Raw genomic sequence first — 21,280 nt, 5'->3', positions numbered from 1 at the left:
CGGGCCCGGGAGTGAGAGCACACTTCAGGCTCACCGACCACCCTGGCTGGAGCCGCCGAGGCCGTCCAACACGCCAAAGCTCGCTTGTGCCGAAAAAGCACGTGCCAGACATCCTTTTTTGGGGTTGGCACCGGGGGGCCGGGGGGCGTACACTAACCTTCTACTGTTGTGTCTTACAACAACAAGAGGGGGTGAGGAACAACGTGGGAACGAAGGAGGATGTGCGTGCGCGCCTGAACATCGCGGACGTCGTCGGCGAACACGTGCGCCTCACCCCCGCCGGGAAGGGACGGCTCAAGGGCCTGTGCCCCTTCCACAAGGAGAAGAGCCCCAGCTTCCAGGTCGACGTGGAGCAGGGCTACTTCTACTGCTTCGGCTGCAAGGCGGGCGGCGACGTGTTCTCCTTCGTGCAGCGGGTCGAGAACCTGAGCTTCGGGGACGCCCTGCGCCAACTGGCCGAGAAAGCGGGCGTGCAGGTCGAGGCCAAGTACGGCGAGCGCAGCAGCCGCGACCTGTACGACGTGAACGCCTTCGCGTTGAGCTACTTCCGCGAGAATTTGCCTGGCCCCGCGCTGGATTACCTGCGGCGGCGGGGCCTGACGGACGCGACCATCGAAAACTTTGAACTCGGCTACGCCCCGGAGGGCTGGGACGGCCTGCTCAAGCGCGCCCGTTCCCGTGGCCTCTCCGAGCGGCAACTGCTGGAGGCGGGCCTGCTGATCGAGAATCCCGAGTCGGGCCGGGTGTACGACCGCTTCCGCGCCCGGGTGATGTTCCCCATCCGCGACCACCTGGGGCGGCTGGTGGGCTTCGGGGGCCGGGTGCTGGACGACTCCAAGCCCAAGTACCTCAACACGCCGGAGACCGACGCCTTCAAGAAGGGCGAGTTGCTGTACGGGCTCGACAAGGCCCGCGCGGGGCTGAGCAGCGGCGCCGAACTGATCGTGGTCGAGGGGTACATGGACGTGATCACCCTGCACCAGCACGGCTTCACGGGCGCGGTGGCGAGCCTGGGCACGGCGCTGACCGCCGAGCATGCCACCCTCCTGGAACGTCTGGGTGCGAGCAGCCTGGTGCTGATGTTCGACCGCGACGAGGCGGGGCTCAAGGCCACCCTCTCCGGGCTCGATCAGGTGCTGGGCGCCAAGTTCCGCGTCCGGGCGACGAGCGTGCCCAGCGGGAAGGACCCGGCGGACGCCTTGCTGGCCGGGGATGACGCGGGCATTCGGCAGGCGCTCGCGGGCGGGCTGGATGAGGTCAAGTACCGGGTGCAGGCCGCCGTGGAGGCGCACGGGCTGGAGACGACCGAGGGCAAGCGCCGCGTGCTGATGGCCCTGCTGCCCCGCATGCAGAACCTCGACCCGCTGGACGAGGGCGCCGAGCGGATGCGTTCGCTCACCTGCGAACTCCTGGGCATCCGGCCCGAGGCGCTCTTGGAGTGGATCGGCAGCAAGGCCAAGCGCCGCAGCCTGACGGACACGCACCTCGCGGGCATGAGCGCCCACCGCTCCGAGGAGGACCGCGAACTCGCCCTGCTGCGGCAACTCCTGGTGGACCCGACCCTGCTTGCCAAGTTGGACGGCACGACCCCCTGGCGCAACGAGGCCGTCCGCAAGGTCATGCTGGCCGCCCAGGGAGCCCGCAGCCCCGACGACATTCTGGAAGTCTTCCGGGGCCAGCCCGAGGAGCAGCTCCTGATCCGCCTGATGTTCGAGGGCCGCGACACGGGCGCCATCTCGCGCGACACCAACCAGCTCTACGAGCAGCGGGTGACGGCCTACGCCGCCGCCGCCGTGGACGACATTCAGGTCGGCTTGAGCATCGACTCCATGCGGGCGGAAGTCGATCTGCTCAAGCGGCAGGTCGCCGGGGCGCCGCCCGCCGAGCAAATTGGCCTGCTCCGTCAGATTCAAGATCTGCAACGGGCCATTGAGGCCGAAAAGCGGGCGCGGCGGGGCAGCGCGTAGGGGTCGGTCTCCTCGGCCCAGCGCGTGACCTCCACCCCGCCATGCTGAGCGGACGCGAAGCATCTCCAACAGGGGCAAAAGGCGAGGCCCTTCACTGGGTTCAGGGCGACAGGTTGCTGTGGCCGGGGCGCTGTTTAGCCCACGATTTGTTCGAGAGCCCCGGCGAGCAGGACTACTCCACCGCAAGCCCGTATTCCCGGACGGCGGGTTATGTCGCGTTCCGGGCCGGGTGTTAGCCTGCCTGATATGTGGGCCTCCAGACGAGCGGCAGCAGTGCCGGGCAGCGTATTCGCGCTGATGGACGCGGCGAAGGGGCGGGCGCGGGCGGCGGGACTGAGCGTCATCGACCTCAGCATCGGGTCGAGTGATCAGAATCCCCCGGAACCGGCTCTGGAGGCGCTGCGGGAGGCCACGCGCGACCCCCAGACCTACCGTTATCCCCTCTTCAGCGACACCCGCCCGTTGCGGGAGGCGGCGGCGGCCTACCTGGGGCGGCGCTTCGGGCTGAGGCTGGATGCAGAGACAGAACTGCTCCCGCTGATCGGCGCGCAGGAGGGGCTGGCCCACCTGCTGCTGGCCGTCACCGATCCGGGGGACACGCTGCTGCTGCCCGACCCCTGCTACCCGCCCTACCTGGGCGCGGTGGCGGTCGCGGGGCTGAGTGTGGTCACGCTGCCCCTCCCCCCCGAGCGCGGCTTCCTGCCTGATCTGAGCGCGGTCCCCAAAGATATTCACCCCCGCGCCCTGCTGCTGAACTACCCCAACAACCCGACCTCGGCGGTGGCGGATGCGGCGTTTTTCCGGGAGGTGGCCGAGTGGTGCCGCGCTCGGGGCACGCTCCTCATCCACGACCACCCCTACGCCGAGCTGACCTTCGGGGACTACCGGGCGCCGAGCGCGCTGGAGGCCGGGACGGAGGGCGTCGTCGAACTGCACTCGCTCTCCAAAACGCACCACCTGGGGGGCTTCCGGGTGGGCTTCGCGGCGGGGGACCGGCACGCGGTGGCGGCGCTGGCGCGGGTGAAGGGCGCGGTGGACTTCCACCCCTACCTGGGCATCCAGCGGGCGGCAGCGGTCGCGCTGGGCCTGCCGGACGAGGTGAGTCGGGCAGGGGCGCGGATTTTCGAGGCTCGCCGCGACGCGCTCGTTCCGGCCCTGCGGGAGATCGGCTGGGAGGTCGCGCTTCCCCAGGCGAGCATGTATGTGTGGGCGCGAGTGCCTGGCCTGACGGACAGCGTGACCTACGCGGTGCGTGCTGCCGAGACGACGGGGGTGGCGCTCAGCCCAGGGCAAGCTTTCGGCGAACAGGGCGAGGGCTTCGTGCGCTTCGCCCTCGTGCAGCCGCCAGAAGTTTTGGGGGAGGCCGCACGGAGACTCGCCACCGTTCCAGTCTCCGTGGAGCCGACGTTGCAACCCGTCGCGCCGTAAACCTCCTGAGCAACCAGAGAGGGTACCCAACCCGTTTCCCGGTAGGCGCCCTCTCCCCTCTCTTCTTACAACCCACTCCTCACACCGCCTGCGTCGCCGCCAGCCGGTCCAGCACGCCCGGGTCCTCCAGCGTGCTCGTGTCGCCCTGAATTTCCTTTCCAGCGGCGATTTGGCGCAGGAAGCGGCGCATGATCTTGCCGCTGCGGGTCTTGGGCAGCGCGTCGGCGATGTAGATGGCGTCGGGGCGGGCGAGGGCGCCGATCTCCTTGGCGACGTGGGTGCGCACGACGTTGGGATCAACGGTGTGCCCAGCTTGGGGCAGCACGAAGGCGACCACGCACTCGCCCTTCACGTCGTCGGGGCAGCCCACCACGGCGGCCTCGGCGATGGAGGGGTGCGCGACCAGGGCCGACTCAATCTCCATCGTGCCCAGGCGGTGGCCGGAGACGTTGAGTACGTCGTCCACCCGGCCCACGACCGTCACGTAGCCGTCGGCGTCCCGGCGAGCGCCGTCCCCAGCGAAGTACACGTGGGGAATCTCGCCCCAGTAGCTCTTGCGGTAGCGCTCTTCGTCGCCGTAGACCGTGCGGAGCATGGAGGGCCAGGGCCGCTTGATTACGAGGAGGCCGCCGTCGTCGGGGCCGAGCTCCTCGCCCGCGTGGGTCATGATCGCGGGTTCGACGCCGAACATGGGGAGACCCGCGCTGCCGGGTTTGCTGGGGTGGGCGCCGGGCAGGGTCGTCAGCATGATCGCGCCCGTCTCGGTCTGCCACCACGTGTCCACGACCGGGCAGCGCTCCCCACCGATTACGCGGTAGTACCACATCCACGCCTCGGGGTTGATGGGCTCGCCCACCGAGCCCAGGAGTCTCAGGCTGCTCAAGTCGTAGCGCGCGGGAATCTCGTCCCCCTGCCTCATGAAGGAGCGGATGGCGGTGGGCGCGGTGTAGAGGATCGTCACCCGGTGCTTCTGCACGATCTCCCAGAAGCGGCCCCAGTCGGGGTGGTTGGGGGCGCCCTCGTACATAAGGACGGTCGCGCCGTTGAGCAGCGGCCCGTACACGCTGTAGGAGTGCCCCGTCACCCAGCCCACGTCGGCGGTACACCAGTAGATGTCGTCGTCGCGCAGGTCGAACACCGTCCCGGTCGTCAGGTAGGTGCCCACCATATAGCCGCCCGTCGTGTGGAGCACCCCCTTGGGCTTCCCCGTGCTGCCCGAGGTGTACAGGATGAAGAGGGGATGCTCGGCGTCAAGCGCCGCGGCCTCGTGCTCCCCCTGTGCCGAGCCCACCACGTCGTGCCAGTACACGTCGCGGCCCTCCTGCATGGGGGCGTCGCAGTCGGCGCGGCAGACGACCACGATCTTTTCCAGGCTGGGCGTGTTCTGCGCGGCCTGGTCGGCGTTCTCCTTGAGGCGCACCAGCCCGCCCCGGCGCTGCCCCGCGTCGGCGGTGATGAGCACCTTGCTCTGCGCGTCGTTGATGCGGTCGGCCAGGGCACTGACCGAGAAGCCGCCGAACACGACGCTGTGAATCGCGCCGATGCGGGCACAGGCGAGCATGGCGATGGCCGCCTCGGGGATCAGCGGCAGGTAGAGGGTCACCCGGTCGCCCGTCACGACGCCCAGCGAGGTCAGCGCGTTCGCCGCCTTCTTCACCTCGCGCAGGAGTTCGGCGTAGGTGTAGGTGCGGACGGTGCCGTCCTCGCCCTCCCAGATGATCGCTGTCTTGTTCCCCAACCCGCGCCCCACGTTGCGGTCGAGGGCGTTGTACGCGATGTTCGTCTGCCCACCCACGAACCACTGGACGTGGGGCTCCTGCCAGTCGAGCACCCGGTCCCAAGGCTTCATCCACACGAGTTCTCCCGCTACGTCGCCCCAGAAGCCCTCGGGGTCGTCGAGGCTGCGGCGGTACATCGCGTCGTACTGCTCACGGGAGATGCGGGCGCGGGCCGCGAACTCCTCGCTGGGGGGAATCACCCGGTTCTCGTGCAGCATGGCGTCGATGTGATCGGTCGCGGTGGGGTTGGACATGGGGACCTCCGAGGGGGGAGAAACGCGGGCTGCTGCGCCTGCCAGCGGCGACTGGGTTGTGGGTGCGCCTAATGTAGCGCCGCATACACGCGTCACATGTAGGGTTACGGCAGGGGTACTGAACCGGGTTCAAACTCCCGGGCGGCGCCCTTTCAGGAAAACCCCCGACACGGGGCCGGGGGCTGGTTGCGATTGGCTCGCCGCTCCTAGTCGTGCGCCGCGACGGTCCCGTCCGTGCCCGCCCCGGTGTAGGCGCGGAACTGCATCTCGTCGAAGTCCTGGTCGGCGCCCTCGCGGCGGCGGGCGGCGCCGATCAGGGTCCCCAGGGCCGCGAACGCGAATCCGGCGGGGATGGAGACGATGCCGGGGTTCTCCAGCGGGAAAATCGGGGCGGCCTGCACCGGGTGACGGCCCGTGGTCTTCTCCGGCGGGTCGATGCCGCGGATGTTGGGGCTCACGGCGATCAGCGCCAGGCAGGTCAGGATGCCGCCCACGATGCCCCAGATCGCCCCCGTCGCGTTGAACCGGCGCCAGAACAGCGTGAAGAGGATCACCGGCAGGTTGGAACTGGCCGCGATGGCAAAGGCGAGCGCCACCAGGAAGGCCACGTTCTGCGTCTGCGCGAGCAGGCCCAGCCCGATGGCGACCACGCCGACCCCGACGGTGGCGAGGCGGGCCACCCGGAATTCCTCGCGCTCGGTGGCCTGCCCCTTGCGGATCACACCCTTGTAGATGTCGTGGGTGAACGACGTGCTCGCCGCAATGGTCAGGCCCGCGACGACCGCCAGAATGGTCGCAAAGGCCACGGCGGTCACGAAGGCCAGGCCGAGTTCGCCGCCGAAGGTGCCCTTGCCGCCGAAGAGGGCTTCCGCCAGCAGGGGCGCGGCCATGTTGCCCGCCGCGTTCGCCGTCGTGATCGTCTCCTTGCCCACCAGCACGTTCGCCGCGTTGCCCATGAAGGCGGTCATCACGTAGAAGGCGCCGATCAGTACCATCGCCCACACCACGCTCTTGCGGGCGTCCTGCGCGGTGGGCACGGTGTAGAAGCGCACCAGGATGTGCGGCAGCCCGGCGGTGCCCAGCACGAGCGCCAGGCCCAGCGAGATCAGGTCCACGGGATTCTTGTACTTTAAGCCCGCGCCCAGGAACTCCGCGCCGTTCCTCGCCTCAGCCGCCCCCAGCAGGTTGGAGAAACTCCAGCCGAAGCGGTTCAGGATCAGCACCGTCATGATGATCGTGGCGAACATCAGCAGCACGGCCTTGACGATCTGCACCCAGGTCGTGGCGAGCATTCCGCCCACCACCACGTAGATGATCATCAGGATGCCGACGAGCGGAATCGCCACGCTCGGCCCGAGCACGCCGCCCGAGAGCAGGCTGATCAGGGACCCCGCGCCCACGACCTGCGCGATCATGTAAAAGGCGCTCACGACGATGGTGCTGATCGCGGCGTAGGTCCGCACCCGCGGGTCTTTCAGCCGGTAGACGAGCATATCCGCCAGCGTGTACTTGCCCAGGTTCCGCAGCGGCTCGGCCACGATAAAGAGCACCGTCAGGTAGGCGATGAACCACCCCACCGAGTACATGAAGCCGTCGTAGCCGTTCAGGGCGATCAGGCCGGTGATCCCCAGGAAGGAGGCCGCGCTCATGTAATCCCCGGCGATGGCGATGCCGTTTTGCGTCGCGCTGATGCGCCCGCCCGCCACGTAGAAGTCGCTGGCGCTGGTGTTGCGCCGACTGGCCCAGAAGGTGATGGCGAGCGTGATCGCCACGATGACGGCCGCCAGAACAAAGGTCATCGCTGCGCCTCGGCGGCCAGGCGGTCGAAGGTGCGGGCCTTGACGACGTAGATCGCGGCCATGACCCAGCCCATCGCGAACTCCAGGAAGGCAAAGACGTACCCGAAGGTCACGTTCCCGAACACCTTCGTCGCCATGAGCGGCTTGTTGTACCCGGCCAGGATGGGCAGCAGGAAGTACAGCACCAGGAAGGTCAGGGTCATGACGACCGTGAAGCGGTTGCGCTCGGCCACCAGACGCTGGTAGGCGGCGTTCCGCAGGGGCGGCGAGCCGGACTGGATGCGGGAGACGGTCATGCGGTCCTCCTGTGCGGCGGTGAGGGGCGAGGGGGGAGCGTCGGCCACGGCGCGGACTGGGTTGTGGGGCTAGCCGCAGAGTAGAAGTCGCTTAACCTGAAATCAATGAACTCGGTCCAACGTCGGCGTTCCCGGGTGCGGGACAGGGGTGACGCCGGACCGTGCGTCAGTCTGCGGACGCCGCGCCCCGGTGCGGGTATGGTGGGAGCGTGCTTCTCGACCGGCTGGGCCGCCCCCTGCGTGACCTGCGCGTCAGCGTGACCGACCGCTGCAACCTGCGCTGCACGTACTGCATGCCCGCCGAGGTATTCGGCCCCGATTACGCCTTCCTGCCCCGCTCGGAGCTGCTGAGCTTCGAGGAGATCGAGCGCCTCAGCCGGGCCTTCGTGGCCCTGGGGGTGCGGAAGCTGCGGCTGACGGGCGGTGAGCCCCTGCTGCGCCGCGACCTGCCCGACCTCGTCGCCCGCCTGGTCAGGATCGGGGGCGTGGAGGATGTGGCCCTGACCACCAACGGGCTGCTGCTGCCCCGCCTGGCCGCCGACCTGAAGACGGCGGGACTCCGGCGCGTGACCGTCAGCCTCGACAGCCTCGACCCGGAGGTCTTCGGGCGGATGAACGGCCTGGGCATTCATCCCGAGCGGGTGTTGGACGGCATCGAGGCGGCGCTGAAGGCCGGGCTGGGCGTCAAGGTCAACACGGTCGTGCAGCGGGGCGTGAACGACGCGGGCCTGCGCGAGTTGTGGCTGGCCCTGCGCGAGAAAGCGGTCGTGCGCTTCATCGAGTTCATGGACGTGGGCAACCACAACGGGTGGAACCTGGAGTCGGTCGTGCCCTCGCGCGAGGTGCTGGCCCGGCTGAGTGAGGACGGGACGGGTGGGGAGTTGCGCCCAGTGAACCCCAATTACCGCGGCGAGGTCGCCTCCCGCCACGTGGACGGGCAGGGGCACGAGGTCGGGCTGATTTCCTCTGTCACCGCCCCCTTCTGCGGCGACTGCTCGCGCGCGCGGCTCTCGGCGGTCGGCGTGCTGTACACCTGCCTCTTCGCGGATGAGGGAACTGACCTCCGCACCCCGCTGCGCGCCGGGGCCTCCGACGCCGACTTGCGGGACCTCATCTCGGGCGTCTGGCGGGAACGCCGCGACCGCTACAGCGAGGAGCGCGGCGAGGTGACGCGGGCCCGCAAGGTGGAGATGTCGCACATCGGCGGTTGAACGCGGCGGCCCCGGACGATCAAGCGGTTGAAAAACAGCGTGTGGATCGAATGAAAACCGTCCTTTAAGGGGGAGCCTGAAGCTTCCATAGCTCAGCGGGAGCGTTGAGCCCTCGCTTGTCTTTCCTCGCCCCGGTGCCGACCGAATTCACCTCGCCTTCCCGCAGAGGTCCCGGGGGAAGGTCACACCCGTATGTCTCGTCACCCGTAACAGACAAGGCCGCCTTGTGTACCTCGGACACAAACTCTAAGATGAGTTTCCAAAGGCCCCCGTGCCTGCGGGGGTTCGGAGGGATGCATGGCGAAGTACCCGCTCATCAAAACGACGCTGAAAGATCGCCTGCTGGGCGGGCACTACCCGGAAGGGTTGCCTCTCCCCAGTGAACCGCAACTGGCCCGCGAATTTGAGGTTTCGCGCATGACCGCCCGCCGCGCCATCGACGAGTTGGAGCGCGAGGGGTACGTCTACCGGGTGCAGGGGGCGGGCACCTTTCCCACCGGCAAGCGCTTCCGGCAGGGGATGTTCCGGGTGCGGCCCTTCAAGGAGTGGGCGCGGCACCCGGATCACCGCACCGCCGTGCTGCGCGCCATGCAGATCGAGGCGACGCCCGAGATCGCCCTGGTGCTTCAGCTTCAGCCCGGCGACCCGGTGATCTTCATCCACCGCCTGCGGACGGCGGGCGACGAGGCGCTGGTGATCGAGAAGCGGTACATCAACGCGGCGCTCGTGCCGGGCCTGCTCGACCACAACCTGGGCACCGAGAGCATCCACGAGGTGATGGTGAGCATGGGAGTGCCCCTCACGCGGGTGGAGCAGAACCTGGAAGCGGTCAACCTGCGCCAGGAGGAGGCGGACCTGCTGCGGGTGCCCATCGGCACGGCGTCCTTCCTGCTGCGGCGCACGACGTACAGCGGGGCGCGGCGCGTGTCCTACGTGAACTACTGGGTGCGCGGCGACCGCTACGCCTTTCAGGACAGCTTCGAGCCCTGAGCCCGGTCAGGCGTCGGGGTTGGCCTCCCAGTCGGTCAGCGAGTAGGCCCCGGCCACCGTGCCCGCCAGCCCCAGGAAGTAGGCCCGGTCGCGCGTCTCCTTCTGGAGGGCGGCGACGAGCAGCAGGGCGGGGACGGTCGCCAGCTCGATCTTGCCGTGCAGGGGAAAGGGGATCATGCGCCGGATCGCCAGCGGGTAGTCGGTGAGGGCGCTGACCATCAGGTACGACCCGGCGAACAGGTAGGACAGGGTCCGGGCGCCGGGGCTGAGGTTCAGCAGTGACGGGGCGGCCAGCATCGTGGCGCAGGAGGCGTAGTCGAGGCCGCCGTGCATCGTGGGGGTGATAGGTTTCATGGGGCCAGCATCGGGGACGCCCGGAGGGAAAGGATGGCCTTTTCCCTAACCCGGCTTTGGGGTTGCGGCAAGGGGGTGAGGGGAACCGGCTTGCCGCGGTCTCAGGGCAGCCGGACTCCCCACCGGGGTCGGCGAGGCTCAGAGTTGACCCTCCACCCTTCCTGTCCCGGGGAGCAGAGGCCCGTTCCGGTGCGGTCCCCCCTGCCGCCCACCACCCGCCGCGCTCTTCCCAGGTTTGACGGGGTGCAATTTTGAACCGCAGGCGCTATATCTGGAGGACTATGGACTCGTCGTCGCTCCGGGAGCGCCAGAAGGAACGCCGCCGCGCGCGGATCTACAGCGTAGCCCTCGACCTGTTCAAGCGGGGCGGCTTCCAGGCGACCACCGCGACCGACATCGCCCGGGCCAGCAACGTCTCGCGCGGGACCTTTTTCAACTATTACCCCTACAAGGAGGCGGTCCTCCTCGACTACGGCAGCGAGGTGATGGACCGCCTGCGCGACAAGGCGGAAGCCCGGCTGGGGGAGGGCGTGCCCCCGCTGACGGTGCTGTACGAGATCTGGGAGGACCTCGCCACCGAGAGCGGGCGCGAGCGCGACCTCTTCCCGCCGCTCGCCTACGAGGTGATGAACCCCAACCCCGAGCGGGCCCGCACCGCCTACCAGGCCCTGCCCCTGAGCAAGGTGATCGAGCTGATCCTGCGCCCGCTGCACCAGGCCGGGCAGATTCGCGGCGACCTCAGCCTCCAGCGCATCAGCAACCTGATCGCGGATACGTACCTGATGGTCGCCCTGCGCTGGAGCGCGTATGGCACCGACCGCACGTTGCAGGAGGAAACGCGGCTCGCGCTGAACCTGTTGCTGGAGGGGGCCCTGCGGCGGGAGGGGACCCCGCGTCCGACCTGAGCGCGTCCCGACCTTCCGGCCAAACAGTCCAGACAGCTCCCTTCCCAGCCCCTAGAATGCCTCCCGGTTCCTGCCCGGACCCTGGAGGCCCCTACCCTTGACCCAACCCGAACTCACCGTCGGCACGCCCAAGCACCACTGGCCCTTCAGCCGGGGGCTGGTGGTGGAGTCGTTGGTGAACGCGGGGGCGAGTGGGCCGGTCGCGGCGGCGGTGGCGCGGCGGGTCGAGCAGCAGCTTCGGAACACCCGGCGCTCGCCGATCAGCCCGGCTGAGCTTCAGGGCCTGATGGTCGAGGTTGCGCGGGACGTGGCGGGCGACGAGGTGGCGGACGCCGCCGCCCGGCAGACCCCGGCCTTCGTGGACATCCTCGTGACGGCGAAGAAGGGCACGCTGCCCTTCAGCCGCGGCGTGCTCGCCCGCACGCTGGAGGACACCGGCCTCTCGCCGCGGGACGCCTACGGGACGGCGAGCGCGGTGGACGTGCGGATGCGGCAATCGGGGATCCGGGAGATCAGCGTGCGCGACCTCGACGCGCTCACCGAGGAGACGCTGGCCGAGCGGTACGGGGAACACCTGCGGCTGACCTACCGCTTCCTGCAACGCAACCGGGGCAAGCTGGGCGTGGTGGGCGAGGACGGCGGGAGCCCCACGCCCTTCAGCAAGGGGCTGCTCGTGCAGTCGCTGCTGGCGGCGGGGGTGACCCCGGACGTGGCCCGCAAGGTCGCCCGCGTGACCCAGCGCGACCTGCGCGGCAGCGAGGACCGCTTGGTGACCCGCCACGCGATCCGCGAGAAGGTCGAGGCCCTGCTGCGCGACGAGGTCGGCCCGGACGTGAGCGCCCGCTACCGCCTGCTGCGGGTGATCCGCCGCCCGCCCCGCCCTTTGGTGGTGCTGCTGGGTGGCGTGAGCGGCACGGGCAAGAGCTACCTGGCCGCCGAGGTCGCCTACCGGCTGGGGATCACGCGGGTGATCGGCACCGACTCGATCCGGCAGGTCATGCGAGCGATGGTCTCGCCCGAACTCGTGCCGGGGCTGCACGCGAGCACCTTCAACGCCTGGGAGGCGCTGCTGCCCCCCGGTGAGCCGAGGCCCGACAAACCCACCCGCGCCGAGCTGCTGGCGGGCTTCCGCGATCAGGTGGGGCAGGTCAACGTGGGCGTGGGGGCGGTCGTGCGCCGCTCGGTCGAGGAGGGGACCAGCCTGGTGCTGGAGGGGGTCCACCTCGTCCCCGGCTACCTGCGCGCGGCGGACTACGCGGGCGCCCTCGTCGTGCCCATGCTCGTCACCCTGCCCGACGAGGCCGAGCACCGCCGCCACTTCGAGACGCGCGACCACGAGACGGCGGCGAGCCGCCCCCTGCACCGCTACATGCGCTACTTCGACGAGATCCGCCTCATGCAGGAATTCCTGGAGGACCTCGCGCGGCGGGAGGGCGTGCCCCTCCTCGACGGCATGACGCTGGACGAGAGCGCCGATCAGGCGGTGGACGTGGTGCTGCGCCGCGTGGTGGACGCCCTGACGGCGGAGGAGCGGGCCGCGCTGCTGGGGGAGACCGGCGAGGGCACTGCCCCCACGAACTGAGCAGCAGAGGTTTGTCCCCCGTCCTCATTCTGCAACGGGATCAAGAGATAGAGGAGTCCGGCGACTCTGGAGGCTCACAATGGCAATAACTGTATTCATTGATGCGCCATTCTCCAACGAAATTCACAGAATCAGCGAGCAGAACATGTTTGCTTTTGGGCTGTTTGTCTGGATATCAGAAAAGCTTAGAGGGGTGATGTCCAGCAAGTACGGCGATGTTGAAACGAATGTAATTTTTGCTTGTCCAAAAGGAATATGCACGCATTACATCAGGCTAGAAATTTCTGGGATGAACTACTCGGACTATGACAATGGGGCCGCGCTAACTCTATCAGACGAAATTTATCAGGAAGCGCAATTCGTGATGAAGGACATATTATCTTCGGCATATCTAGCTGAGTATCTAGAGGCTGCCAAGGACGTTAGGCAAAAAGAGGCTTGAGGTTGTGACAGAGCAGAACGCAGGCGGCCAGGAAATGGAATCCGACCAGCGTGGACGGCAAACGCTCCAAATCGCGTCCCAGCCGTCGGAACCGTGACAACCATGCAAAGGAGCGTTCCACCACCCAACGGCGTGGCAGCAGGATAAAGCCCTTGGTCGCCTCCGGGCGTTTGACCACCACCAGCTCCACGCCCGCCTCAGTGGCCTGTCGGGCGGTCTGCTCTCCCGTATAGCCCTGATCCACGAACGCCACCTCAACGTTCACGCCGGTGGCTTCTTGCACCTCCAGGCACAGGTCAAAGACCTGTGCCCTGTCCTGCTCGTTGGCCGGGGTCGTCAACACCGCCAGGAGATGACCCAGGGTGTCTACGGCCAGATGCACCTTGGTGCCCTTGCGCTTTTTCGCGCCATCAAACCCCGCGCGGTGGCCGCTCTCGGGCGTGCTTTGCAGCGTGCGGCTGTCGATGATGATGGCCGTCGGCTCCCCGTTTCTGGACCGCTCGACGCGGGAGAGCACCCGCAGGTCGTGGGCGGCGTTTTCGAAGCACCCGGCCTCAAACCAGCGGTGCGCCTGTTGGCGCACCGTCTCCGCTGGGGGAAAATCGTGGGGGAGGTAGGCCCACTGTGCCCCGGTGCAGGCCACCCACAGCAGGGCATTCAAAACCTCTCGGATGCTGTATTTCCGCTGCCTTGCATCCTCGGGACTGAGCAGCAGGTACGGAAGCAGGAAGAGATACGTGTCGTCGTCCACGTCGCTGGGATAGCCTCGCCGGGTCACCCACTCATTCTGCCCTGTCCAAACTCTCGCCCTGGAAGTTCAACCTTGTTCTTGGCAGCCTCTAGAATACTATAATAAGAACAGAAGAATAGTTGCACTCAAAGCATCTGCGGCCAAAAGGAACATCAGATGATGGGGTGGCATAAGGAATAGGGGGATTTTCTATCCTCATCCCTCCGCTCACTGTCCCCGCACCCGGCGCACCGCCGCCCGCAGGTCGGACAGAGCCCGGGCATCACGGCCTGAGCCGTAGCGGGCGTTGTGGTAGGCCCGGATTGCCTCCACGATGGCGGACGCCTGCTCGGGATACTTCAGGGCCGCCCGCTGGGCATAAGCGGTCGGCGTCTCGCCGGGGTTGCGGGGCAGGTGCAACCTGCGGGTGAGGTCGTCGAGCAGGCGGGCGGCGGGATCGGTGGGGCGGTACCGCACCCGCGCGGCGAACAGCGCGGGCAGCAATCCCAGGGCGAGCAGCCCCCCACCCAGCGCGAGGTAGAGGGGGCTCCCGACCCCGCCCACGCCCAGGCGGCCCAGCAGGGCGCGCTGCTGATCGCCGCCGTACCCGGCGACCCAGGTATTCCAGCGGTTCTGGAGGGCGTCGAGGCGCAGGGCGACGCGGTCCAATCCCCCGGGCGAGGGGGCGGCCAGGGCGGTGGGCTGGCGCAGCGCGGTGGGCAGATCAGCGTTCACCCGGGCGGGCGCGACGGCGGCGGTGGGATCCACCCGCACCCAGCCCTGACCAGGCAGCCACACCTCCGTCCAGGCGTGGGCGTCCTGCTGGCGCACGATCAGGTAGCCGCCGTCGGGGTTGGGCTCGCCGCCCAGGTAACCGCCGACGATCCGGGCGGGCAGCCCCGCCGCGCGCATCAGGAACGCGAAGGCCGAGGCGTAGTGTTCGCAGAAGCCCTGCCGAGTGCCGAACAGGAAGGCGTCCACCCGGTCGTGCGCGGGCAGCGCCGGGGGCGAGAGGGTATAGCGGAAATTGCCCCGCCGCAGGAACTCCAGCGCCGCCGCCACCCGGGCGTCCGGCTGTAGGGTGCGCCAGGACGCGGCGAGGGCACGGGCCCGGGGGCTCTCCCCCACCGGCAGCCGCAGGTCGAAGTTCAGGCGCTCCACGCTTTCGCGCACCCCCAGCCGGGCGCGGCGGCCCTCGAAGGTGTAGCGGGTGCGGCCCGTGGCGGGCCGGGGGGTCACGGCCTGGAACGCGTCAGTCAGGAACGCGCCGGGCGGCAGGCGGGTCGGCGTGTCGAGCGCGAGGAGCCACGGCTTGCCGCTGGGTTCGAGGGTGAGGGTGTAGGCCAGGGAAGGACCGGTGAACTCCACGCTGGGTGAGGGGACGCGGGCGCGCACCTGGGTCCAGCGCAGGCCGTCGTAGGCCTCGTACACCGGGCCGCGCCAGTAGAGGTCCCAGGGGGCGGGGACGGAGCCCGCGAAGTCGGCGCGGAAGGCGACCGCCCGGCTCTGCGCGAGGTCGCCGAACTCGCCCGCGGTGATCTCGTCGGCCAGGCCGGTGCGGGCGCGGTCCTGCACGGGGAGTTGCCAGAGTGGCCCGTCGGGCCGGGGAAACAGCAGGAACAGCAGCGCGGCGAGGGGCGCGGCCTGGAGGGCGAGGACTCCCGCCGCCCGCAGCGAGCCCGTCCCCCCGGTCCAACCCCCCAGCGCGGCGAGCAGCAGCAGCACGCTCAGCGCCGCGTGCGCCGCCGCGAGCGGCCCCTGCCCGAAGAAGAAGTGGGTGAGGGTCACGAAGATCCCCAGGAGCGCGAGCAGCCGCCCGTCCCGCCGGGTGCGCGTCTCGGCGGCCTTGAGCGCGACGAGCAGGCCCAGCAGCGCCGTGCCCGCCTCGCGCCCGAGCAGGGTGCCGTACTCGGCGTTCAGCAGGGCGATCCCCAGCCCCGCCGTCAGGCCCAGGAGCAGGGTGGGCGGTGCGGGAAGGCGGCGCAGGGTCCGCGCGGCGCTGTAGCCCAGCACGCCCGCGATGAGGGCGGTCAGCCACACGGGCTGCCTGAGCGCGGCGGGGGCGAGCGCGACCGCCAGGGCGAACAGGGTGAAGCGCAGCGGGGCGCCGGGGAGGGGGGGACGGGGGACGGCTTTCTTCGACGGGGCGGGCGGAGCGGGCAGCGGTTCATGCCGGGCGAGCGCGGTCAGAGCCGCCCGGGCGTGCGCCTCCCCCGCCCCGACGGGCAGCGCCACGCCCGGCAGCGTGAGGCGAAAGGGCGTGCCCGAGCGCCGCGCCGCATTGACCCACGCCGCCAGCCGCGAGAGCCGGGCCTCGGTGCCGGGCAGGGCCGCCGTCTCGGCCCAGTCGAGGGCGAGCGCCGTGCCCGCAGGTGCGTCCGTCTCGCGGGTGAGCAGTGTTCCCGTGCGCGCCGCGTGGCGCCACGAGACCTGCCGGGGGGAGTCGCCGGGGACGTACGCGCGCAGGCCGCTGAACTCCTCGTCGCCGCGGGTGCGCCCCGTCCCCTCCCCCACGCTGGCGACCGGGCGGGGAGGCGGGGGCGGCGCGTTCGCCTCGGGCGCCGGGAAGACCGTCAGGGGGGCGGGGGCCGGGAGGGGGCGCCCCACCTCCCACAGCCCCAGGGGGTCGAGGGCCGCCACGCCGGGGCGGGTGAGCGTGAGGGAACCACGGACAGGCGCCGGGACGGGGAGGGTGACCGTCGCCGTCTCCCCCGCCGGGACATGGACGGTGGACGAAGCCGCCCGCCGTCCTGATCCGGCCCGGACCACCGCCGTCAAAGCGGGGCCACTGCTCGACACCCGCGCCACGAAGGCCGCGTCCGTTCCGGCCACCACCTCCGCCGGGGCTTCCAGCGTGGCCCCCAGCGCCCGCCCCGCCCGGGTCGCGTGCGCCGCCGTCGCCACCCACACGCCGCCGAGCAGGAAGGTCACCCCGTACCCCAGGCTCAGGCCGTAATTGATGCAGCCCACCAGCGTGACCAGGATCAGGCCCAGGAAGACAAGTCCCAGCCGGGTGGGCCGCAGGGAGGGGGAGGGGGCGTCCTGCCGACGCGGCTGGCGCATCACACTCGGCCCTAGGGGATCGGCGTCTCGGCCAGAATCCGGGCGGTCACGTCGCCTATCCGCACCCCGGGGTCTCGGGGGGGCAGGCGGTGGGCGCTCAGGGCGGGAAAGACGGCCTGCACGTCCTCCGGCAGGACCATGTCCCGGCCCGCCAGGAAGGCCCAGGCGCGGCTCACCGCGAGGAGCGCGAGCAGCGCGCGGGGGCTGAGCCCGGCGGCGAGGGCCGGATGGCCGCGGGTGGCGCGGGCGAGCTGCTGAAGGTAGTCCAGCAGCGGGGGCGCGGCGTGAACGGCGTCCACCTCCCGCTGGGCCGCGAGGAGGGTGGCGCTGTCCAGCACGGCGGGGAGGTCGCGCACCGCCTGCGCCCGCCCGCCCGTCTCCAGCAGCGTGCGCTCGGCGCGGGGGTCGGGATAGCCCAGGGTCACGGTAAGGAGGAAGCGGTCGAGCTGCGCCTCTGGCAGCGGCGACGTGCCCACGAAGGCCGCCGGGTTCTGGGTGGCGATCACGAAGAAGGGGTCGGGGAGGGGCCGGGTGACGCCGCCCTCGCTGACGGTGCGCTCCTCCATCGCCTCCAGCAGCGCGCCCTGCGTTTTCGGGGTCGCCCGGTTGATCTCGTCGGCGAGGAGGACTTCCGAGAAGACCGGGCCGGGGTGGTAGCGAAAGATCCCCTCGCGCGCGTCCCAGATGCTCACGCCCAGCAGGTCGGCGGGGAGCAGGTCGGAGGTGAACTGCACCCGCCGGAACGCGAGGCCCAGGGTGCGGGCGAGCGCGTGCGCCAGGGTGGTCTTGCCCACGCCGGGCTGGTCCTCGATCAGGAGGTGGCCGCGGGCGAGCAGGCAGGCGACCGCCAGCCGCACCTGGGTGGGCTTGCCCAGGATCACCCGGTCGAGTCCCTCCAACGCGCGCCCCACCGCCTGCGCCTGGGGAGCGAACCGGAGGGGGGTGGAGGGCGCGGCGCGGGTCATGGGCCTCAGGCTAGCGGGGGGCTTCTGACAGAACTGCGACGGGCGACGCCTCCGCACGGCGGCGGGTGGCGAGGAAGGCGCCCAGCCAGGCCCCCGCCAGGTCGAAGAGCCAGTCGGTCCCGCCCGCCTCGCGCGGGGGTACGAAGGCCTGATGCACCTCGTCGAGCGCCCCGAACCACGCGGCGAGCACGAGCGCCAGCCCGCACCGCCCCGTCGCGCGGCCCAGGCAGAAGCCCAGGATCAGGTACGCCGTGAAATGCGCCCCCCAGTCAAGCGGATGCACCAGCGTCGGGCCGGGCGTGTGCGGCTGCGAACTCAGCCACCAGATCGCCCCCATCACGGCGAGGGTGGGGAGCCACCAGAGGGGTCGGGCGGGGCGGCTCAACGGTGGCCCTGCCCCCCGTGCCCCGCCGGATGCTCCACGAGTTCGATCAGGGTGCCCGCGCCCCATTTCGGGTGCAGGAAGGCGACCCGGGTGCCCGCCCGCCCGGGCGACGGCACCCCCGAGAGGAAGCGGGCGCCCAGCCCCCGCAGCCGCGCCATCTCGGCCTCCAGGTCGGCCACCCGATAGGCGGTGTGGTGCAGGCCCGGGCCGCGCCGCTCCAGAAAGGCGGCGATGGGGCTGTCGGGCCGGGTGGGGGCCAGGAGTTCGATCAGGGTTTCGCCCACCACGAAGGCGCGCACCCGCACCCCCTGCGTGGGGACCTCCTCGTCCGGCCCCTCGGGGGTCAGGCCCAGGGCGAGGTAGGGCGCGGCCCCGAGGTCGAGGTCGGGGGTGGCGATGGCGACGTGATCGAGCAGGGTGACGGTCATCGGCTCCAGGGTAGCGGGGCCCGGGGCGTCAGCGGCCATGCCCGGCCCCCCGGCGGGCGCGCTTCTGGGCGTGCATCCGGCGCAGGGCGGCGCGCAGGGCCCCGGTTGCCCCCGGGGCGTCGTCGGGCACGGTGGCGACCCCCACGGACGCGCCCACCGGGAAGGCCAGGCTGCGGGTAAAGCGCACCGCCCCCGCCACCCGGTTCACGAGCGCCTGCGCGGCGGCCTCGGGCAGGCCGGGGTTCAGGTGGAGCAGGGCGTACTCGTCGCCGCCCAGGCGGTAGGCGGCCACGTCGGGGTGCTGGAGCTGCCGGGCGAACTCGCGCAGCAGCTCGTCGCCGCGGGCGCGGCCGTACTCGTCGTTCACCCGCCGCATCCCGTCGAGGTCCACCAGCGCGAGCACGTAGCCCACCCCGCCCCGCGCGCGCAGGCCGTCGGCCTCCTCCAGCGCGCGGTCAAAGGCGTGGCGGTTACCCAACCCGGTCAGGGGGTCGGTCAGGACGGCCCGCTCCAGCCGCCGGTCATGTTCGGCCCGCTCCAGGGCCACGGCCACGGCGCGGGCGCCCGCCTCTAGCGCCCGGCGCTCCTCGGGAGTCCAGGGGGATTCACCCACCCGGAGGAAGGCCAGGGCGTGGGCCGCGTCCTCCCCACCCGGCAGGGGCAGCCAGGCCAGCGCCCCCAGCCCCGCCTCCGCCAGCTCGGGAAAGGCCTGCGCGACCCCCCGGGCGCCCACGAGGAAGAGGGGTTCCTCCCCCTCGTGGGCAGCCCACCCGGCGCCCCCCGGGCCGAGGGCGCGAAGCACCTCCCCGTGCCCTCCTCCCCCGGCCCTGACCTCCACGCCCTCCCGGGTGCGGCGCAGCAGGCCCGACCCGTCCAGGGGCAGGCCCGAGTGCAGCCGTCCCAGGGCCCTGCGGGCCGTCTCCTCGGGCATCAGGGGACCCTCGATCAGCCGGGCGAGGTCCTGCAAGAGCGCCTCCTGCTCCTGGGCGCGGGCGAGGTCCAGCCGCAAGGCCCGCCGCTCCAGCTCATCCGTTGCGAGCGCGGCGAGGCTGTGCAGGAGGTCCTGCTCGTGGGCGCCCAGCGTCCGCGCCCGGGTATCGAGGACGCACAGCGTGCCCAGCCGCTCGCCCCCCGGGGTCACCAGGGGCACGCCCGCGTACATCCGCACGCCCAGGCGCGACCCCAGGCCGAAGAGCGGGTGGCGTTGAAAGCGTGGGTCGGCGGCCAGGTCCCCGATGTGCAGCGGACCGTCCGGGAGGGTGGGCCAGCCGCGGGGCCGCTCCTCGCGGGGCAGGCCCATTCCGGCGAGCCCCGGGCCGTGGCAGGACTTGGTGAATCCCCCCTCCGCGTCCATCAGCGTGAGCACCGCGTAGGGCACGTTCAGCGCGCGCACGGCCAGGCGCGTGATGCGGTCAAAAGTTTCCTCCGGCGCCGCGTCCAGAACCCCGGCCCGGGCCAGGGCGGCCGGGCGGGCGGGCTCGTGGGTGGGCCGGGGGGCGGACACGTCCCCACCCTAACGGCGCTCTTCTTACCGGGACGTGACAACGGCTGACGGGAAGTTCATGAGGTGGGCGGGTCGGGGGCGGCCCCGCAGCCCCTACAATCAGGGCCGTGATCCTGCTCGCCGCCCTCGCCGTGCTCGCCGCCTACCTGATCGGCTCGATCCCCGCCGCCGCCTGGGTGGCGCGGGGGCGCGGGGTGGATATCCGCAAGGTGGGCAGCGGCAACAGCGGCGCCACCAACGTGCTGCGCGCCCTGGGGAGCGGCCCCGCCCTCGTCGTGGCGCTGTTCGACATGCTCAAGGGGGCGCTCGCCGTGTGGCTGGGAAGGGCGCTGGGCCTGGACCCCGCCCTCTGCGCCCTGTGCGGCGTGGCCGCCGTGCTGGGCCACAACTTCAGCCCCTTCCTGGGCTGGCGCGGCGGCAAGGGCGTGGCGACCAGCTTCGGCACGATGGCCGCCGTGGACCCGGTGGTGGGCGGCGGCGCCTTCGTGGTCGGGACGGCCTGCATCTGGCTCACCCGCTTCGTGAGCGCGGGCAGCATCCTGGGGGCGCTGACCGCCGTGACGCTGGCCGCGGCCCTCGCCCGCCCGGGCTGGCTGATCCTGACGGTCGCCTTTCTCGCCGCGCTCCTGACCTGGCAGCACCGCGACAACATCACCCGCCTTCAGGCCGGAAACGAGCGGCGGCTGGGCCAGAAGGGGTGAGGCGGGGCGAGCGCGAAGTTGCGAGCTGGGGGGAGGCAACAGGCTCGGGCCCCCGGAGGGTCAAGGACGGACCTGGCTCCCCTCCTAACGCCTGATGTGCAATACGGAAAACACCGTGTGGGATGAGGACTCTTTCTCCCCGCTTGCGGGGGAGGGGGTGGCGAGCATAGCTCGCCCTCGTGCCAGCCGCCGGGAAGGCCGCCCCGCCCAACTCCTCATGTCGCCTCAAGCGTTCCCAGGGGAGCTGTCGGCGAGGCGGACTGAGGGATCGAACGCAGCCAGACCGGCCAAAATCCGACCTTGCGCCTGCTGGGGGTGGAGGACACGGATCACCAGCCCCCTTCCACCGTGCGCTATGCTGGGCGGGTCAAGACAACTGACAAGCCCGGACGGTGATCAGCCCGTTCGGCCCGGGAGCGTCCATGCCGGTCAGGATTCGCATTTACGGTCAAGAAGCCACCTTTTCGAGGGGGTGCTGGACCTGTGAGGACGACAGCC

18 protein-coding genes are annotated in these 21,280 nt (G+C 70.6%); 8 read left to right on the top strand and 10 right to left on the bottom strand.

Annotation, left to right across the window (positions count from 1 at the left end; all coding sequences use genetic code 11):
• The first annotated feature begins 203 nt into the window (after positions 1–203).
• Both dnaG and DAERI_RS15200 read left to right on the top strand, forming a co-directional pair.
• On the top strand, positions 204–1,967 hold the full coding sequence (dnaG, locus tag DAERI_RS15205; protein WP_165794232.1) for a DNA primase: 1,764 nt from the start codon (positions 204–206) through the stop codon (positions 1,965–1,967).
• A gap of 246 nt (positions 1,968–2,213) precedes the next feature.
• Positions 2,214–3,395 carry an aminotransferase class I/II-fold pyridoxal phosphate-dependent enzyme gene (locus DAERI_RS15200; RefSeq protein ID WP_103130280.1) on the top strand — a complete coding sequence of 394 codons (1,182 nt, stop codon included), beginning with the start codon at positions 2,214–2,216 and terminating at the stop codon, positions 3,393–3,395.
• Positions 3,396–3,474: 79 nt separating this feature from the next.
• Here DAERI_RS15200 and acs read toward each other — a convergent pair whose 3' ends face one another.
• The 3 genes from acs to DAERI_RS15185 all read right to left on the bottom strand — a co-directional run bounded on the left by acs (position 3,475) and on the right by DAERI_RS15185 (position 7,522).
• Positions 3,475–5,427, bottom strand: a complete 1,953-nt coding sequence (gene acs, locus DAERI_RS15195) for an acetate--CoA ligase (RefSeq protein WP_103130279.1) — start codon at positions 5,425–5,427, stop codon at positions 3,475–3,477.
• 206 nt (positions 5,428–5,633) lie between these two features.
• Complete coding sequence (locus tag DAERI_RS15190) at positions 5,634–7,226, bottom strand: solute symporter family protein (RefSeq protein WP_103130278.1); 1,593 nt, start codon at positions 7,224–7,226, stop codon at positions 5,634–5,636.
• Entirely contained in the window at positions 7,223–7,522 is a 300-nt protein-coding gene (locus tag DAERI_RS15185; protein WP_103130277.1) for a DUF485 domain-containing protein, read from the bottom strand. The genes DAERI_RS15190 and DAERI_RS15185 overlap by 4 nt, the downstream gene beginning before the upstream one ends.
• Before the next feature lie 209 nt (positions 7,523–7,731).
• Here DAERI_RS15185 and moaA point away from each other — a divergent pair, with 209 nt between their 5' ends.
• On the top strand, positions 7,732–8,733 hold the full coding sequence (moaA, locus tag DAERI_RS15180; RefSeq protein ID WP_103130276.1) for a GTP 3',8-cyclase MoaA: 1,002 nt from the start codon (positions 7,732–7,734) through the stop codon (positions 8,731–8,733).
• Positions 8,734–9,030: 297 nt separating this feature from the next.
• Complete coding sequence (locus DAERI_RS15175) at positions 9,031–9,723, top strand: GntR family transcriptional regulator (protein ID WP_103130275.1); 693 nt, start codon at positions 9,031–9,033, stop codon at positions 9,721–9,723.
• 6 nt (positions 9,724–9,729) lie between these two features.
• Here the strand turns inward: DAERI_RS15175 and DAERI_RS15170 are convergent, their stop codons facing one another.
• Positions 9,730–10,077, bottom strand: a complete 348-nt coding sequence (locus DAERI_RS15170; RefSeq protein WP_103130274.1) for a hypothetical protein — start codon at positions 10,075–10,077, stop codon at positions 9,730–9,732.
• 281 nt (positions 10,078–10,358) lie between these two features.
• Here DAERI_RS15170 and DAERI_RS15165 point away from each other — a divergent pair, with 281 nt between their 5' ends.
• From DAERI_RS15165 to DAERI_RS22070, 3 genes are all read left to right on the top strand, one after another.
• The gene (locus DAERI_RS15165) at positions 10,359–10,982 is read left to right on the top strand and encodes a TetR/AcrR family transcriptional regulator (RefSeq protein ID WP_165794231.1); all 624 of its coding nucleotides are present in this window, start codon (positions 10,359–10,361) and stop codon (positions 10,980–10,982) included.
• A gap of 97 nt (positions 10,983–11,079) precedes the next feature.
• Positions 11,080–12,564 (top strand): ATP cone domain-containing protein, encoded by a 1,485-nt coding sequence (locus DAERI_RS15160; RefSeq protein ID WP_103130273.1) that lies wholly within the window; start codon positions 11,080–11,082, stop codon positions 12,562–12,564.
• A 79-nt stretch (positions 12,565–12,643) separates the two neighbouring features.
• Positions 12,644–13,006 carry a hypothetical protein gene (locus DAERI_RS22070; protein ID WP_133162046.1) on the top strand — a complete coding sequence of 121 codons (363 nt, stop codon included), beginning with the start codon at positions 12,644–12,646 and terminating at the stop codon, positions 13,004–13,006.
• On the opposite strand, the gene DAERI_RS15155 is transcribed toward DAERI_RS22070, so the two are convergent.
• The 6 genes from DAERI_RS15155 to DAERI_RS15130 all read right to left on the bottom strand — a co-directional run bounded on the left by DAERI_RS15155 (position 12,987) and on the right by DAERI_RS15130 (position 20,081).
• Positions 12,987–13,784, bottom strand: a complete 798-nt coding sequence (locus DAERI_RS15155) for an IS5 family transposase (RefSeq protein WP_103130272.1) — start codon at positions 13,782–13,784, stop codon at positions 12,987–12,989. The two genes, DAERI_RS22070 and DAERI_RS15155, sit on opposite strands and share 20 nt — an antisense overlap.
• Before the next feature lie 180 nt (positions 13,785–13,964).
• Entirely contained in the window at positions 13,965–16,799 is a 2,835-nt protein-coding gene (locus DAERI_RS15150; RefSeq protein ID WP_103130344.1) for a transglutaminaseTgpA domain-containing protein, read from the bottom strand.
• A gap of 11 nt (positions 16,800–16,810) precedes the next feature.
• Positions 16,811–17,764, bottom strand: a complete 954-nt coding sequence (locus DAERI_RS15145; RefSeq protein WP_103130271.1) for an AAA family ATPase — start codon at positions 17,762–17,764, stop codon at positions 16,811–16,813.
• 10 nt (positions 17,765–17,774) lie between these two features.
• Positions 17,775–18,149, bottom strand: coding sequence for a VanZ family protein (locus DAERI_RS15140; protein WP_235610415.1), 375 nt, complete (start codon positions 18,147–18,149; stop codon positions 17,775–17,777).
• Entirely contained in the window at positions 18,146–18,577 is a 432-nt protein-coding gene (locus DAERI_RS15135) for a VOC family protein (protein WP_103130342.1), read from the bottom strand. The genes DAERI_RS15140 and DAERI_RS15135 overlap by 4 nt, the downstream gene beginning before the upstream one ends.
• A gap of 28 nt (positions 18,578–18,605) precedes the next feature.
• A complete protein-coding gene (locus tag DAERI_RS15130; protein WP_103130270.1) occupies positions 18,606–20,081 on the bottom strand; it encodes a sensor domain-containing diguanylate cyclase in 1,476 nt (491 codons plus the stop codon).
• A gap of 107 nt (positions 20,082–20,188) precedes the next feature.
• On the opposite strand from DAERI_RS15130, the gene plsY reads away from it, so the two are divergent.
• Positions 20,189–20,782, top strand: coding sequence for a glycerol-3-phosphate 1-O-acyltransferase PlsY (plsY, locus tag DAERI_RS15125; protein ID WP_103130269.1), 594 nt, complete (start codon positions 20,189–20,191; stop codon positions 20,780–20,782).
• Positions 20,783–21,280 lie beyond the last annotated feature (498 nt).

The organism is Deinococcus aerius (genome assembly GCF_002897375.1).
GTDB classification, from domain to species: domain Bacteria; phylum Deinococcota; class Deinococci; order Deinococcales; family Deinococcaceae; genus Deinococcus; species Deinococcus aerius.
This window is presented reverse-complemented; position numbering and strand designations above follow the sequence as displayed.

Bases quoted from the DNA above. Each gene is read 5' to 3' on its own strand.
- DAERI_RS15145 (WP_103130271.1), bottom strand. From the start codon at position 17,764: ATGACCCGCGCCGCGCCCTCCACCCCCCTCCGGTTCGCTCCCCAGGCG.
- DAERI_RS15135 (WP_103130342.1), bottom strand. From the start codon at position 18,577: ATGACCGTCACCCTGCTCGATCACGTCGCCATCGCCACCCCCGACCTC.
- DAERI_RS15190 (WP_103130278.1), bottom strand. From the start codon at position 7,226: ATGACCTTTGTTCTGGCGGCCGTCATCGTGGCGATCACGCTCGCCATC.
- DAERI_RS15165 (WP_165794231.1), top strand. From the start codon at position 10,359: ATGGACTCGTCGTCGCTCCGGGAGCGCCAGAAGGAACGCCGCCGCGCG.
- DAERI_RS15170 (WP_103130274.1), bottom strand. From the start codon at position 10,077: ATGAAACCTATCACCCCCACGATGCACGGCGGCCTCGACTACGCCTCC.
- DAERI_RS15150 (WP_103130344.1), bottom strand. From the start codon at position 16,799: ATGCGCCAGCCGCGTCGGCAGGACGCCCCCTCCCCCTCCCTGCGGCCC.
- DAERI_RS15200 (WP_103130280.1), top strand. From the start codon at position 2,214: ATGTGGGCCTCCAGACGAGCGGCAGCAGTGCCGGGCAGCGTATTCGCG.
- DAERI_RS22070 (WP_133162046.1), top strand. From the start codon at position 12,644: ATGGCAATAACTGTATTCATTGATGCGCCATTCTCCAACGAAATTCAC.
- acs (WP_103130279.1), bottom strand. From the start codon at position 5,427: ATGTCCAACCCCACCGCGACCGATCACATCGACGCCATGCTGCACGAG.
- DAERI_RS15185 (WP_103130277.1), bottom strand. From the start codon at position 7,522: ATGACCGTCTCCCGCATCCAGTCCGGCTCGCCGCCCCTGCGGAACGCC.
- DAERI_RS15175 (WP_103130275.1), top strand. From the start codon at position 9,031: ATGGCGAAGTACCCGCTCATCAAAACGACGCTGAAAGATCGCCTGCTG.